This window comes from Microcoleus sp. Pol12B3 (assembly GCF_036701355.1).
In the GTDB taxonomy this organism is placed as follows: domain Bacteria; phylum Cyanobacteriota; class Cyanobacteriia; order Cyanobacteriales; family Microcoleaceae; genus Microcoleus.
The window spans coordinates 19,405-36,242 of record NZ_JAUBQS010000041.1 but is presented as its reverse complement, the minus strand read 5'-3'; the positions used below and the strand labels follow the sequence as shown (position 1 = coordinate 36,242).

The 16,838-nt window shown below is 47.6% G+C and carries 7 protein-coding genes; 6 read left to right on the top strand and 1 reads right to left on the bottom strand.

The features are described from left to right. The first annotated feature begins 38 nt into the window (after positions 1–38). The 6 genes from QUA53_RS19735 to cruG all read left to right on the top strand — a co-directional run bounded on the left by QUA53_RS19735 (position 39) and on the right by cruG (position 14,264). Positions 39–2,930, top strand: coding sequence for an S-layer family protein (locus QUA53_RS19735; RefSeq protein ID WP_333099256.1), 2,892 nt, complete (start codon positions 39–41; stop codon positions 2,928–2,930). A gap of 65 nt (positions 2,931–2,995) precedes the next feature. Then, a complete protein-coding gene (locus QUA53_RS19730; protein ID WP_333099276.1) occupies positions 2,996–5,887 on the top strand; it encodes a two-partner secretion domain-containing protein in 2,892 nt (963 codons plus the stop codon). Between the two features lie 167 nt (positions 5,888–6,054). Then, positions 6,055–8,973: an S-layer family protein gene (locus tag QUA53_RS19725; RefSeq protein ID WP_333099257.1), complete on the top strand. Its 2,919-nt coding sequence runs from the start codon at positions 6,055–6,057 to the stop codon at positions 8,971–8,973. A 120-nt stretch (positions 8,974–9,093) separates the two neighbouring features. Next, positions 9,094–11,709, top strand: a complete 2,616-nt coding sequence (locus QUA53_RS19720; RefSeq protein WP_333099258.1) for a CHAT domain-containing protein — start codon at positions 9,094–9,096, stop codon at positions 11,707–11,709. Between the two features lie 150 nt (positions 11,710–11,859). Next, positions 11,860–12,801, top strand: coding sequence for a gamma-carotene 1'-hydroxylase CruF (cruF, locus tag QUA53_RS19715; RefSeq protein WP_333099259.1), 942 nt, complete (start codon positions 11,860–11,862; stop codon positions 12,799–12,801). Between the two features lie 251 nt (positions 12,802–13,052). Beyond that, complete coding sequence (gene cruG, locus QUA53_RS19710) at positions 13,053–14,264, top strand: 2'-O-glycosyltransferase CruG (RefSeq protein ID WP_333099260.1); 1,212 nt, start codon at positions 13,053–13,055, stop codon at positions 14,262–14,264. A gap of 302 nt (positions 14,265–14,566) precedes the next feature. On the opposite strand, the gene QUA53_RS19705 is transcribed toward cruG, so the two are convergent. Beyond that, a complete protein-coding gene (locus QUA53_RS19705; protein WP_333099277.1) occupies positions 14,567–16,819 on the bottom strand; it encodes a transglycosylase domain-containing protein in 2,253 nt (750 codons plus the stop codon). Positions 16,820–16,838: the final 19 nt, after the last annotated feature.

Genomic DNA, 16,838 nt, shown 5'->3' with positions numbered 1-16,838 from the left:
CGCTATTTCCCTCATACTAAATTAACAGGAATTAAAAGATGCCCCGCCAATCTTCCGCCCTATTTTTTGCATTTTTACTGCTGTTTCCTGGCCCTGCGATCGCCCAAATCATCCCCGATAATAGCTTGGGTGCAGAAAGTTCGCGGACAGTTCCCGACACGATTAATAACTTACCATCGGACAGAATAGAAGGCGGGGCAACTCGCGGCGTTAACCTCTTTCACAGCTTGCGTGAATTTAACATCCGTGAAGGGCGGGGAGCATATTTTGCCAATCCCAGCGGAATTGCGAATATTTTTACCCGCGTTACGGGTGGCAACCCCTCAAATATTTTAGGTGTCTTGGGAGTCCAAGGAAATGCCAACTTATTTTTAATTAATCCCAAAGGAATTGTCTTTGGTCCCAACGCTCGGTTAGATTTGCGCGGCTCGTTTGTCGGTTCAACAGGTACCGGAATTCTCTTTGATAATGGGTTTGAATTTAGTGCAGCTAATTCTAATGCAGTGCCATTGTTAGCTATTAATATTCCTGTAGGTTTAAGATTTAGAGACAATCCCGGCACAATTGTCAACTCTTCCCAAACAAAGGCTCCTACATCAGCCTTACCGCCACTACCCATAGAAATTCCTGCTTTTGAAAAACTAGGTTTGGCCGTAGACCCCGGTCAAACTTTAGCATTAATTGGCGGTGACATTCAACTGCAAGGAGGAAATCTAACTGCTTATACCGGACAAATTCTTCTAGGTAGTGTCAAGAGTCCAGGTGTAGTGCAATTTGAACCAACAGCTTTAGGTCTGAATTTAAACTATCAAAATATTCAGAACTTCGGCAATATTGAAATGAACGGTGCATTTATAAATACCAGCGGATTAGGAGGTGGGAAAGTCGATATTCGAGGAGGAAATATTAATCTTAACGGTTCAGGAATTTATGGGCTGACACTGGGAAATATTGATGGTAGAGGCATTGACATCAATTCCCAAAACTTCCGAGTAGAGGGGGGGTCGCAAATTTTCGCCTCCACACTGGGAGAGGGAAGAGGAAGCGATATCAACATCCGCGCTACTGACTCAGTAGAAATGATCGGGTTGGGAATTGAGGGCTATCAGCAGCTTACAGAAAATTTTCAGACATCTGGAACAGGCAACCCCTTTATTTCGCAAATCGTTCTGTTCACTAGCGCTATTGGCAGTGGAGCAGCCGGAGATATTAACATTGAAGCCGGACGGCTGTTGATGAGCAATGGGGTAGTGGGCGGTGCCCCCACCTTTGGTGCTGGGAATGGCGGAAATCTGGCTATCCGCGCCAAAACCGTCGAACTCGTGAGTTCAACGCTCTATAACGGAACAACGAACGAAAGCACTGGTCAAGGCGGAAACATCTCTGTTGAAGCGCAACGGTTAATACTGCGCGATGGCGGTGCGTTTGCCAGCTTCAGCCTTAGTGATGGAGCATCGGGGAATATCGCGATTAAAGCGAGTGAATCGGTGGAATTATCGGGTAGTCTTCCTGTAGGCCTAGGGCAAACTCGGCTCGGCACGAATACTTTTGATGGGAATGGAAAAGGTGGGGATATTACGATCGACACTAAGCGGTTGAGTGTTTCTAATGGAGCCACAATTAGTTTAACTACGGGTGCAATTTTTGGCGAAGCCGTGTTTTCTACAACAGGGGGGACGGGAGGAAATTTAACTGTGAGAGCCTCCGAGTCTGTAGAAGTGAGCGGCGAGTCAAGATTTTTGGGGAATGCGGGCTATGTAGCAAGTTCTTTTGTTACTCAAACTGCAAGTTCTGGTAGAGGTGGAGATATCCGCCTGTCAACACCTAAACTAACTGTGCAGAATGGCGGCGTTATTTCTGCGGCTTCTTTGGGTATAGCAGATGCAGGAGATATTACAATTAATGCCGATCGCCTAGCAGTGCAAGGTATTGGGAGTAACAGTGGGTTGAGGAGTGGAATTGAAGCCTCGTCTGGTAGGGCGTTTAATGCTGTAAATTCCACTGCTAGCGGCAATGCAGGCTCGTTGAATTTGAACGCTAATCAATTGATTCTTCGGGACAGTGCAGTGGTTAACGTTCAATCTTCAGGCACAGGTAGGGCTGGCAATATTAACGTTGTAGCTAACTCAGTTGCCCTGGATAATAAAAGCATAATTGATGGCACGACTGTCTCTGGCACAGGGGCTAATATTAACCTGCAAGCGCAAGACATTCAGTTGCGGCGCGGCAGTAGAATCACCACGGATGCAGGTATTTCTGAGGGCGGTAATATCAGAATTAATAGCGATATTTTGGTAGCTTTACCGCGAGAGAATAGTGATATTACAGCTAATGCTCGCACAGCTAGGGGCGGACAAGTTACGGTCAATGTACCAAATATCTTTGGCTTTACAAGCCTTAACCGCGAACAAGCCAGGAGTAGTTTAGGATTAACAGATGCTGAATTTGCAGCGTTGCAAGTAAGTCCGACATCTTTAATTCCTACCAGCGACATCGCCGCGATTTCCCAAAGTAGCGGCCCGGCTTTGCAAGGTACTGTAACATTTAGTTCTTCTGGGGTAAATCCCGCTCAGGGTTTAGTGGAACTGCCGCAAAATGTGGTCAATCCGGCTGCGTTAATTGCTGCAAATCCCTGCATCCGAGGGGCCGAGAGCGAATTTACCGCTACTGGGAAAGGAGGAGTGCCACCGAGTCCTAATGATGCCCTCAGCAGTGCTGCAGCGCCGTTCCCTTGGGTAGAACCAGCGGTAGGTCAAAGTCAGCAAGTAGAAGGCGAAAGAGTATCCATAGAAGTTCGGCCAACAGAAATTATTCCCGCTCAAGGTTGGGTAATGGACGATCGAGGACAAGTCAGGCTGGTAGCCTATAATTCTGGTGGTGGTGCATCTCTTCGCAGTCCGAAACCTACTGGTGTTTGCGTACCTCGATAGATACTCTTTAGGTTTTAGCTAACCCCTCGCTATTTTCCTAAAATTAAATGAACCAGACTTCAAAGATGTCCCGCCAATCTTCCGCCCTATTTTTTGCATTTTTACTGCTGTTTCCTTTCCCCGCGATCGCTCAAATCATCCCCGATAATAGCTTGGGTGCAGAAAGTTCGCGCACGGTTGGCGACACGATTAATAACTTACCCTCGGACAGAATAGAAGGCGGTGCAACTCGCGGCGTTAACCTCTTTCACAGTTTACGCGAATTTAACATCCGTGAAGGGCGGGGAGCATATTTTGCGAATCCCAGCGGAATCAACAACATATTCACCCGTGTTACAGGTTCAAACTGCTCAAAGATTTTAGGAACTCTGGGAGTTTTGGGAAACAGTAACTTATTCTTAATTAACCCAAAAGGGATTGTTTTCGGTCCCAATGCGCGGTTAGATTTGCGCGGTTCATTTTTAGCAAGTTCAGCAGATAGCGTAGTTTTTAAGAATGGCTATCAGTTCAGCACCAGCAATCCCCAATTAGTACCGCTGTTAAATGTCAATATACCGATCGGTTTAAATTTTCGAGAAAATCCGGGTAAAATCATTAACAATTCAGTAGCACCAACCTTGAATTTACCACAATTACCCCCAGGAATTCCGCAGATTTTCAATAACATGGGCTTAGCAGTTGCTCCCCGACAAACTATAGCCCTAGTGGGGGGAGATATTGAATTAAATCAGGGAACACTCACTGCATCTACAGGACAAATTTTGCTGGGTAGCGTCGCTAGTCCGGGGATGGTTGGATTGGGGGATACCTCTTTTGGATTAAGTTTAAACTATGACAAAATTGCCAAATTGGGTAATATTGAAGTCACCAACGGCTCACTGATCGATACCAGTGGAATTGGTGGCGGCAAAGTCGATATTCGAGGTGGAAATGTCAACCTCAATAATGGCAGGATTTATGCACTGACTTTGGGAAATATCGATGGTAGGGGCATCGACATTAACGCCCAACATTTACGGGCCCAAGGTGGGGCGCAAATTTCCACGCTGACAGCCGGAAGTGGCGCGGGAGGTGCTATCAATATCCGCGCTACCGATTCAGTAGAACTGATCGGGATTGGATTTGAGAGCTTTCAAAACTTTGTCAAAAATTATACAATCTCTGGAAGAATCAACCCTTTTGACCCACAGATTCTACTGGAAACTAGCACTGCTGGCATGGGAGATGCGGGAAACATCTTAATCGATACGGGACAACTGCTGATCGACAATGGAACCGTATCGGGTAGCGCTACATTAGGTGCTGGCAACGCCGGAAATATGACCCTCCGTGCCAGGGTTCTCGATCTGGTCGGTTCAGGGATCAACACCGGCACACTCGCGGGGAGTACGGGTAAGGGAGGAAATATCACCTTTGAGGGAGAACGTTTTATCATACGCGATGGCAGTGCGATCGTCAGCACCACTCGCAGTGAAGCACCATCGGGGAATATCAACATTAAAGCTTCGGAATCAGTAGAAGTGCTGCGGACTCCTCCTCGAAGTCCCGTCGCAACCTTGATTGGTGCAACCGCAATCAGCATTAATGGGAAAGCCGGAGACATTTATATCGACACGAAGCGGTTGAGGATCTCTGAAGGGGGCGGAATTAGTTTATCTAGCGGCTCAGTTGTGGGCAACCAACCGTTGAATACAACTGGGGGGCCCGGAGGTAATTTAACAATTAAAGCTACTGAGTCAGTCAGACTAGAGGGTATTTCTGGAGTTTTGGCGAATGGCAGTCGGAATCCTAGTTTCATCTCGGCTGATACCAACTCTGCTGCTCGGGGAGGGAGTATGAACATTTCTACACCTTTAGTAATTCTCCGAGATGGAGGACTTATTTCTACTGCATCTTTAGGCAAAGGAGATGCCGGAAGCATCACGATTGATGCGGGGCGTGTAGAAATTATTGGGAATGGGGGTCAAGGTGAATTTAACAGTCAAATTCAGACTTCCGTTGGGATTGCATCTCGCGTTAGAAATCCCAATGCTACGGCTAACGGAGGTTCGTTGAATCTGAATGTCGGGCAATTGATTCTTCGCAATGGGGGAACACTTAATCTGCAAGCATTGGGTTCAGCACGGGCTGGTAATATTAACGTGAAAGCAGATTCAATTTCCCTTGACAATCAAAGCAGCATTGACGGGAGAACGGAATCAGGCGCCGGAGCAAATATTAACCTTGAAGCACGGGATATTCAGTTGCGCCGAGGGAGCAGAATTACAACTGATGCAAGTATTTCTGATGGTGGCAATATCAACCTTAAAAGCGATATTCTGGTGGCTTTACCCAAGGAAAATAGCGATATTACTGCTAATGCGCGATCGGCCCAAGGTGGTCGCGTTAATATTAATGTCCCTAATGTTTTCGGGTTTACTTCAGTCACTCGCGAACAGGTTCGAGCGAGTTTGGGATTAACAGATGCTCAATTTGCAGCGTTGCAAGTAAGTCCGACATCTTTAATTCCTACCAGCGACATCGCCGCGATTTCCCAAAGTAGCGGCCCGGATTTGCAAGGTACTGTTACATTTAGCACTACTGGGGTGAATCCGGCTCAAGGTTTAGTGGAACTGCCGCAAAATGTTGTCGATCCGGCTGCGTTAATTGCAGCAAATCCCTGCACGCAAGGGGCAGAGAGCGCATTTACTGTCACTGGTAAAGGAGGAGTTCCCGCCAGTCCTAATGATGCCCTCAGCACCGCTCCAGCGCCCTTTCCTTGGGTGGAACCAGCGGTAGGTGGAAGTGAGCAAATAGAAGGCAAAAGACCATCCATAGAAGTTCGACCAACAGAAATTATGCCCGCTCAAGGTTGGGTAATGGACGATCGAGGACAAGTAACGCTGGTAGCGTATAATTCACGTGGTGGTGCATCTGTTCGCAGTCCGAAACCGACGGGTGTTTGCGTACCTCGATAGGTAAGCTGTCGCGCATTTAAATTGTAGATTCAGGGCGGGCGGGACGCCCACCCCACAAGACGGGGAATTGTTTTTTAACAGACAATTTAAATGTAGAACAGCTTACTCTTCAGGTTTGAGCTAACCCGTCGCTATTTTCCTAATATTAAATTAACCAGACTTAAAAGATGCCCCGCCAATCTTCCACCCTATTTTTTGCATTCTTACTGCTGTTTCCTTTCCCCGCGATCGCCCAAATCATCCCCGATAATAGCTTGGGTACAGAAAGTTCGCGCACAGTTCCCGATACTATCAACAACTTACCCTCAGATAGAATCACTGGCGGTGCAACTCGCGGCGTTAACCTTTTTCACAGCTTGCGCGAATTTAACATCCGTGAAGGGCGGGGAGCTTATTTTGAAAATTCCAGCGGAATTACCAACATATTCACCCGCGTTACTGGCCCCAACTCTTCAAATATTTTAGGAACTCTGGGAGTTTTGGGAAACGGCAATTTATTTTTTATTAACCCGAAAGGGATTGTCTTTGGTCCCAATGCTCGGTTAGATTTACGCGGTTCATTTTTAGCATCAACTGCTAGCAGCGTTCTTTTTAAGAATGGCTTTGAATTTAGCAGCAATAACCCCCAAACCGTGCCATTGTTAGCGATTAATATTCCCGTAGGAGTGAGATTTAGAGAAAATCCTGGTACAATTATCAACCAGTCAAAAGCAGTGGGTGAACTGCCGAAATTGCGCCCACTTCCCATACAAATTCCTATTTTGAACAAAGTCGGTTTAGCAGTAGACCCCGGTAAAACATTAGCGTTAATTGGCGGAGATATTCAACTGCAAGGAGGCAATTTAACAGCTTATAGCAGTCAAATTATCCTGGGTAGCGTCAAAAGTCCAGGGGTGGTGCAAGTTGAAGCACTGCCTATAGATTTGAATTTAAACTATGGCACTATTCATAACTTTGGCAATATTGAACTCTCGGATTCAATTATAAATACCAGCGGATTAGAAGGTGGCAGAATAGACATCAGGGGCGGAAACGTCACCCTTAACGGCTCGCGAATTTTGGCGCTGACGCTCGGAAATATTAATGGTAGAGGTATTGACATCAATGCTCAACAGTTGCGAGTAAATAGAGGGTCGCAAATTTCAACCCTAGCGCTAGGAGATGGGGCGGCGGGCAATATTAATATCCGCGCTACTGACTCAGTAGAAATGAGCGGCATTGGATTTGAGAGTTATCAACAGTTTTTACAGAATTATTTGAGATCGGGAACAGGCAATCCTTTAGATCCGCAAATTGTTTTGAGTACTGGTACTCTTGGCAGGGGAGTCGCAGGCGCGATCGCAATTGATACGGGAAGACTGCTGATCCGCAACGGTAGCCTAGTAGGTAGCTCTACATTTGCTAGTGGCAATGGTGGAAATATCACCATCCGTGCCGAGGTTTTCGAGCTAGCTGGCTCTGCGATTAACAGTGGCACACTTGTAGGGAGTACAGGCATCGGCGGAAACATCACCTTTGAGGGCGAAAGGTTGATAGTGCGTGATGGTAGTGCGATCAGCAGCGTTACCCGCAGTAGGGCAGCATCAGGAAATATCAATATTAAAGCGAATGAATCATTAGAAATCTTGCGTACTCCCGCTGGCAGTGTCCTACAAACTATCATAGGTACAAACGCTCTCGGTCAGAATGGAAATGCGGGAAATATTACCATTGATACCAAGAAATTGACTATCTCTGGTGGGGGTGGGATTAGCTCATCGAGTGGTGCAGCAATTGGCACTCAACTATTAAATACAACGGGAGGTTTAGGAGGTAATGTAACCATTAGAGCTAGCGAGTCGATAGAAATAGGAGGTGTTTCTGAAGTTTTGGCGAATGGAAGGCGGAGTATTAGTTTTGTCGCCAGTGATACCTACTCATCGAATCGGGGAGGGGATATCTACATTTCCACACCTATGTTATTGCTACGGAGTGGGGGATTTATTTCGGCTGGTTCTTTGGGTATAGCAGATGCCGCTAACGTCACCATTGATGCCCAAAAAGTGGAACTTATTGGTAAGGAGAATCCGGGTGAATTTAGCAGTGCTATTCAGGCTTCCGTTGGCTTTTTACACCAGTTAAGGAATCCCAATGCTACGGCGAATGCGGGTTCGTTGAATCTGAATGTTAACCAATTGAGGCTGCGGGATGGCGCAACGGTTAATGTTCAGGCATTAGGAATGGGGCAGGCTGGTAATATTAATGTTGTAGCTGACTCAATTGCTCTGGAAAATAAAGCCAGCATCAATGCTTCTACTGACTCTGGCGGCGGGGGAAATGTTAACATCAGGGCGCAAGACATTCAGTTGCGGCGCGGCAGTCGAATCACCACGGATGCAGGTATTTCGGAAGGCGGTAATATCAGAATTAATAGCGATATTTTGGTAGCTTTACCGCGAGAGAATAGTGATATTACAGCTAATGCTCGCACAGCTAGGGGCGGACAAGTTACGGTCAATGTACCAAATATCTTTGGCTTTACAAGCCTTAACCGCGAACAAGCCAGGAGTAATTTACGACTGACTGATCCTCAATTTGCAGCGTTGCGAGTAAGTCCTACTTCTCTAATTCCCACTAGCGATATTGCGGCGATTTCCCAAAGTAGCGGCCCGGCTTTGCAAGGTACTGTTACATTTAGCACTACTGGCGTCAATCCCGCTCAAGGTTTAGTGGAACTGCCGCAAAATGTTGTCGATCCGGCTGCGTTAATTGCGGCAAATCCCTGCACGCAAGAGGCAGGGAGCGCATTTACCGTCACTGGGAAAGGAGGAGTGCCACCGAGTCCTAATGATGCCCTCAGCAGCCCTCTATCGCCCTTGCCTTGGGTAGAAGAGGCAGGAAGAAATGCAACGAGTAATGTAGAGGATTTAACCGATGTAACCAATAGAGGGAAGAAGGAAGAAGGAGAAATCCCCGATCGGGAAGTTGTTCCGGCCCAAGGTTGGGTGGTGAATGGGAAAGGGGAGGTGACGCTTGTTGGATACAATGCGGGTAATGCTGCGGACTCTCGCAATCCTCGACCGAGTTCTGTTTGTGTGCCGCGTTGAAATTAGGTTGTTTTTGACCGCCGATGTAGGCGGATTAACGTAGATTAACGCAGATCAAGAATAAGATGTATTTGGGTTAATTGGTATGTGTGTCTGCGGTTGTAATTTTATTTTCTAAATATGAAGTTTACCCGATCGCTCCGGCAAGTAATTCTGTTATTTGTGATTTCCTGTCTGCTAGCAGTTGCGATTCCTCCCGGAGTTGCTCAGGTTAATCCACCACCAGCGGTTCAGCTTGTCCGACAAGCTCGAACTCTTTACCGAGAGGAACGTTTTTCGGAAGCTGTATCGCTGTTGCAGAAAGCGGCGGCGCAGTTTGAGGCAAAAGGTGAAAATCTCGATCGCGCCACAGCTTTGAGCAATTTAGCTGCAACCTACGGGCAGTTGGCGCTTTGGGAAGAAGCAGAAAAAGCTGTAAATTCCAGTTTGTCTGTTGTGCGAACACAGGCAAAAACTCCCGAACAGCAGCGGATTTTGGCTGAAACTCTCAACATTCAAGGACAGTTGCAACTCGAACGCGGTCAGACTCAAGATGCGATCGATATTTGGACTCAAGCTGCTAAAATTTTTGAGCAAATTGATAGAAAACCCCAACTTCTTCAAGTTCAAATTAATCAAAGTCGGGCTTGGGAAATTCTCGGACTTTATCCCAGAGCTTGCAAAATGCTGTTAGCTTCTTTCAACCTGGAAAACCAAACTTGCGAAGTTTCGGCAGGGAGTTTGGAAATTATGAAAAATCAGCCAGTTTCTCTCGAACAAGTCCGGGCAATTCATGCTTTAGGGCGGGTACTGCGGGTTTTGGGACAACTGGAACGATCGCAGGATGTGCTGTCGGTTGGACTCGAAGCAGCCCAAAAATTAGGTTCCCGACCAGAGGAGGCTGCAATTTATCTCAATCTGGGCAATACGGTACGGGCTAAAAGCAATAAACCGGGTTTGACACCAGAACAGCGCGGTGATTGGGAACGCTTTGCCCTAGAGTATTATGCTCGATCTGCCCAGGCGATGCCGGAGCGATCGCTCCTACAAATTCAGGCAAAGTTAAACCAATTGAGTTTGTTGGTCGATCGCAAAGATTGGTCTGAGGCAGAAGCTTTGTGGCGTTCCATCGAACCTCAAGTCGCTCAATTTGGGTCGAATCGCGCTGGACTTTACGCTCAAATTAATCTAGCTCAAAGCTTGATGAAATTAGCTCAATCGCCAGCGAAAACTTTGAGTTTAAGCGAGATTGACACAATGCTCGATCGCTCTGTCGAACCAGCAAACAGTTTGGGCGACAAACGAATACAAGCTTATATTCTGGCAGCTAAAGGCAAACTATCGGAAATCCAACAGCAGTATCAGACTGCGGAAAATATCACAATTCAGGCTTTGAGTTTAGCACCGGCGTTTCAATCTCCCGATATTGCTTACCAATTGTTTTGGCAACTGGGACGGATTCGGAAAGCTCAGGGGAATACAGAAGGGGCGATCGCTCAATATACTCAAGCTGTGAATGTACTTTCTTCTTTGCGGGGCGATTTGGTGACAGTCAATCCCGAAGTCCAATTTTCGTTTCGGGAAAGTGCCGAACCGGTTTATCGGGAATTAGTCGGGCTGCTTTTGCAAGAGGAATCTCCCAGTCAAGCTAAGTTGAAACTAGCGCGCCAAACGGTGGAATCTTTGCAGTTGGCGGAATTGGACAACTTTTTTCGGGATGCTTGCGCTGATGCTAAACCAAAGTCGATCGAGGAAATCGATCCGACAGCGGCGGTGATTTATCCGATTATTTTGAGCGATCGTTTGGAGGTAATTTTGTCAATTCCCGGCAAACCCCTGCGCCGCTACGCTACGAAGAAGTCTCAAGCCGAGTTGGAAACTGCCTTCAGACAAGCCAAAAATACCATCCGGCCTGCATCTTTCCCGCGCAACAGGAGGCAACCAGTTGAACAGGTTTATGACTGGTTAATCCGCCCCGCAGAGGCGGATTTGACCGCTGCTGGGATTAAAACCCTGGTATTTGTGCTCGACGGTTATTTGCGAAATCTGCCGATGACGGTGCTCCACGACGGTGAAAAGTTTTTAGTAGAAAAATACAGTATTGCTTTGGCGCCGGGATTGCAACTGCTAGCACCGAAACCGCTGAACAAAGTCAAGTTAAAAGTGCTCACCGCTGCCCTCTCCGAAGCGCGTCAAGGCTTCTCGGCTTTGCCGGGGGTGAAGGAGGAAGTTGAACAAATTGCAGCCGAGATGCCGGCGAGTTCGCTGCTGAATGAAGATTTTGTCAGCGGGCGGTTGCAAGATCGAATTAAAGCGGTGTCTTACCCGATCGTCCATTTGGCAACTCACGGTCAGTTTAGCTCGAACGCGGCGGATACTTTTATTGTGACTTGGGATCAGAAAGTGAATGTTAAGGAGTTCGATCGACTCCTGCGAGCCCGCACTGGTGAGAGACAACAGGCGATCGAACTTTTGGTTTTGAGTGCTTGCGAAACTGCTTCGGGCGATAACCGCGCGGCTTTGGGTTTGGCCGGGGCCGCAATTCGATCGGGTGCCCGCAGCACCGCCGCCACCCTTTGGCAAGTCAACGACGAATCTACAGCTATCTTTATGACTGAGTTTTACCGGCAGCTTGCTTCTTCTAAAACCAGCAAAGCTGAAGCCCTCCGCAACGCTCAATTAACCCTGCTGAAAAACCAACAGTATCAGAACCCGTATTTCTGGGCACCTTTCGTGCTAGTGGGCAATTGGCAGTAATTTCAGATCGGGCATCGGGCATCGGGCTGGCAGACAACAGTCAACAGACAACAGACAACAGACAACTGACTCAAATGCAGTTGGTTTTTTGTTAAAGTTTGTAAACTGTTAAGAGTGCTTTTTGCATCTAATATTTTTTCGAGGAGTCCCATGAAGCAACTTTTGATTGCTGAGCGCTTTTGCCTGATTGCCCACGTCTTGTCAATGGCTTTTGGATTGGCAGGGTTGCTGCTGATTTTACCCCGTCCCGAATTGGTGATGAGTTTGCCACCAGCAGGGCAAACGCTATTCCAGTGGGGGATGGCTGGGGGTGGAGTAGTTTATATCATCTTTGGTGCTGCAGCGGTTGCTCTCTATGCCTTGCGGACGTTGGGTTTGGGTGCAACTCTGGCTTTTTTACTGCCTTCTGTTTTTTTGTCCTTGAGTAGCGAGTTGTTGGGAACGAGTACGGGTTTTCCCTTCGGCCACTACCACTATTTGAGCGGTTTGGGTTACAAAATTGCAGGGCTGGTTCCGTTTACAATTCCCCTCTCGTGGTTTTATCTGGGACTGGTTTCCTATTTAATTGCTCGCGCTGGAGTAGCTGGCGGTAAAAGTGAACTCAACTGGGTGCGCCAAGTAGGGGCGATCGCCCTTGGTGCTTTGCTGCTAACAGCTTGGGATTTTGTACTAGATCCGGCGATGAGTCAAACTTCTGTGCCTTTTTGGGAGTTTGAGGAACTTGGGGCTTTCTTTGGGATGCCTTACCGCAATTTGGCCGGCTGGATGGGTACGGGGGCGCTATTTATGTCTGTAGCAGCTTTCTTGTGGAGAAAAACCCCGATTAAATTAGAGCGATCGGAATTGGGTTTGCCCTTAATTGTTTATTTGGTAAACTTTGCTTTCGGAGCAATTATCACTGTAACATCGTTGGATTCTCGGTTCTGGTTCCCGACATCGCTAGCGGTGCTTCTGGGCGTAGTTCCGGCGATCGCGTTAAGCTGGATCGCTAAACCCGCAGCAGGTGACGTAACCGAAACAATGCCGTCTTTGGATACATCTGTTATCGCGGCTGAAATTCCACCTCAGCCCGTGGGCGTTTTGCGTAAGTGAGTTGCTAGCAAGTAACTGTGGCTGATTTAGCAAAAATTTACACTAAATTTTGAGCTAGTTGAAAAACCCGGTTTCTACAAGGAACCGGGTTTTTCAGCGGCGATTTTTTCATTCGCAATTCCTGTAATATGTTTGAGGTCAAAATTTGATTAAATTTTTCAAATTGATATTAGTTACCAAAAAATGAACTGTAAATAAGCTCCCCACCTATATCCAGTCAGTCATTCCCAATTCTTCAATTCTTTAATAGTATGGTTTTGCCGATCGCCCCTCACGTGTTCTCCCAACCGCTGACAACTATCATCCCTGTCGCACTTCTGCTGCTGCAATTGCCCGCTGCAGTCATTCTGATGTCGCGCTTAATTAAAGGCCCATCGCGCATCCCGCCCCTGGAACCCGATGCGCCGACGTTGGATTTGTTAGGTGCTTGTACTGCGGTAGTACCGACTTTGAACGAAGCCGATCGCATTTCGCCTTGTTTGGAAGGATTAACCAGCCAAAGTTACGAACTCCGAGAAGTAATTGTGGTTGACAGCTATTCGGTAGACGGAACCGGAGATTTAGTCAAAGCAGCCGCACAAAAAGACCCCCGGTTTCGCTTGATTAACGACGATCCGCTGCCTGCAGGTTGGGTAGGGCGTCCCTGGGCACTGAATGCAGGTTTTTTGGCAAGTTCCGAGAAGTGCGAGTGGATTTTGGGGATAGATGCCGATACTGTGCCGCATCCGGGTTTGATTGCGAGTTTACTCAAAACGGCGAAAGCTGGAAATTACGATTTGATTTCGCTGTCGCCGCAGTTTATCCTCAAGTATCCGGGGGAGTTGTGGCTGCAACCTGCTTTGTTAATGACTTTGGTTTATCGGTTCGGGCCGACGGGGACTGGCGGGGATGTGCCGGAACGGGTGATGGCGAACGGTCAGTGTTTCTTGTGCAGGCGCGAGGTTTTGGTGGCATTAGGGGGCTATGAGGTCGCGAGGGGTTCTTTTTGCGATGATGTGACTCTGGCTCGCTATGCGGCTGCTAAGGGCTTTAAGGTGGGCTTTTTGGACGGGGCTAAGGTGTTGAAGGTGCGGATGTATGAGGGGGCGATCGAGACTTGGAATGAATGGGGTCGATCGCTCGATTTGAAAGATGCTGCTTCTGGCGGTCAAATCTGGGGCGATTTGTGGCTGTTGCTGGCGGTTCAAGGTTTGCCCGTGCCGATTATATTTTGCTATTTGCTGTTTGGTTCGCTGCCGCCGGTTGGTGTATTTCCGCACTTTTGGCTGTTGGGATTGAATGTATTTTTGGTTGCAGTGCGATCGGCTTTGTGTTTTGCGATCGCACCTTCCTACGATACAACTGGGGCATCGGGTAAATGGCTGTTTTGGCTGTCACCTTTGGCCGATCCGCTGGCGTTTTTGCGAATTCTCATTTCTGCGTTGAATCAGCCTACTCAGTGGCGCGGCCGGAAGTATGAATAAGGATTAAATTTTGGCTAGATTTTTTAAAAAACGAAAATAGGTGCGATCGCTTTGACAACGAACAACCCAAGCCCTGAAAACATCCTCGCTCAGTTAACATTCATCAGCCTGGGAATCTATAACGTATTGATGTCATTGCTCGCGGAGATTGTTAGCTGGCGCGCCCTCTTAGAACAACAATCGCAGCATCTGTTTTTCATGGGTTCTGCGTTTAGGATTTGGAGATTGAGTTGACAAGCTGTACCGCATTTAAATTGGATATTTCAATGCCGTATCAAAATTCCTCCCATCCCCGCATCCACTTAACGCGCCACCTGTCGCATATACTCCCCCCACAACTGAGCAGCATTTGCACTACCTCCGGCAGTCGGAGAATTATCATCATTTCCCAACCAAACTCCTGTTACCAGTTGCTGACTCGGAATATAACCGACAAACCACAAATCTCTATTATCATTAGTTGTGCCTGTTTTTCCAGCTTCTCCCAACCCCAAAGCAGCACTGCTACCCGTACCTCCCCGCACCACACCTTGCAGCATATCAGTCATCGTATCCGCTACGGCTTCAGAGACTAACTGCCGATTGGCAATGCCATCTTTTTGATAGTCATAAATCACCCGACAACTGTTAAAATTATTTCTATCTTTGCAATCGCTACTGTCAATAATTCGCTTAATTACGTGGGGACGATTTCCCAAACCCCGATTTGCCAAAACCCCGAAAGCACCAGTTAATTGCAACACATTAACTTCACTTTCACCTAATACTAAACCCGGGTTAGAACGCAGTTCAGAAGTAATCCCCAAACGTCTAGCCATTTGCACTACATTGTCTAAACCGACATCCTGTGCTACTCTCAAAGCAACTGCATTTTCCGACTGTGCTAAACCCCGATACATATCAGCACTGCCGCTGGTTCTCTCGCAGCCGCTGTAAGTTTGTCCGCCCCAGGAAAGGGGAGCGCAAGAATAAGTTTTATCGGCTGAGATTCCCCGTTCCAGGGCGGCTGCATAGGTGAAAATCTTAAATGTAGAACCGGGCTGTCTCAAAGCTTGAGTAGCCCGATTAAACTGACTTTTCAAATAATCTACGCCCCCAACTAAAGCTAAGACTTCTCCGGTTGCAGTATTGAGAGTTACCACTGCTCCTTGAGAAAAACCTGCACTTGCTCCCGCATTTTCAACAGCATTTCTGAGGGAAATTTCCGCCAACTTTTGCAGCCTGGGGTTCAAACCTGTTTCTACAATAAAATTGCCTTCTCTGGCTAACTGCTCCCCCAGCAAAAACTCTAACTCATCAAATACATAACTGTAGAAATAAGGAGCGATCGTACTTTGCAAAAATTCGCGAGCTTTGGGATTTATCTCAATTCGCGATCGCCTCGCGCGATCGGCTTCTTCCTGAGAAACCGTCCCCATAGCCCGCATCCGTTCGATTACTCGATCGCGGTACTGCACCGCCAACTGATAATTTTGAATTGGATTAAAACTGTTTGGCGCCGGCAAAATTCCCGCCAAAGTTGCCGCCTCTGACAAAGTTAAATCCTTCGCCGACTTGCCAAAATAAAACCGAGACGCATCCTCAAAACCGTAAAGGTCAATTCCTAAAAACACGCGATTCAAATAAGTCAGCAACAGCTCATCTTTGCTGTAATAATTCTCCAGTTTCAGGGCAACTACAGCTTCCCGCAACTTGCGTCCGGCCGAATCTTGAGTTCCCACATAATCTCGAAACAAACTCCTCGCTAACTGCTGCGTCACAGTGCTGCCGCCTTCCCGAATTCCTCCCCCGCGAACATTGGTCAACAGCGCGCGCAAAACTCCGATCGGATCTACCCCCAAATGCCAATTGTACCGGCTGTCTTCCGAAGCAAGTACAGCCTTGGATAAATAAGGCGAAAAATCCTGCAATTTTTTTAATTCTAAGTGAGCGTTATTCTGAGGAGGACGCAGAGGAGTTTGCCCGTCGCGGGCGTAAACAATCACGGGGCCATTGATACTTCTGGGCAGAGGCCGCACTTGAAACTTTGTCGATTCCATGCCTACCAACACCGCAATCAAAGCGGTGATGCCGCTGACGCCGTAAAAGCTGTAACGCACAAGTTGCACATACCAAGGTGGCGGATATACATACTGAATTCTGACAGCGGCGGCTAGTTCCGGTGGCCCTAAAGTAAACACGTCTCCGTGACGCAGGGACATAGTTTTAACTCGCCTTTTGCCATTGTAAATGCCGTTTGTGGAGTCTTCATCTTTGATGACAAAAGGAGTTCGCCGCCGAGTATCGCGCGACAGGGATAAGTGCACGTGACTGACCACGGGATTGCGAACTACAATATCTGAAGATTTGGAAGATCGACCTAATAAATATCGATCGCCCAACAGCGGATAAACCTCAGCTTTAGCTGCACCGGCATCCTGTACCCACAGTTCGGGTACTTTGGCGTTTGGTTTCAGCGCTAGCTGGTTAAAATTAACCTTGGCAATAGTCTGGACTGCTTGGGTAATCGCACCCAAGACGGTTTGAGGTTTGCGGGGCGGCGGCGGTGGGGTCATATTTCGCTGTGCACTACGA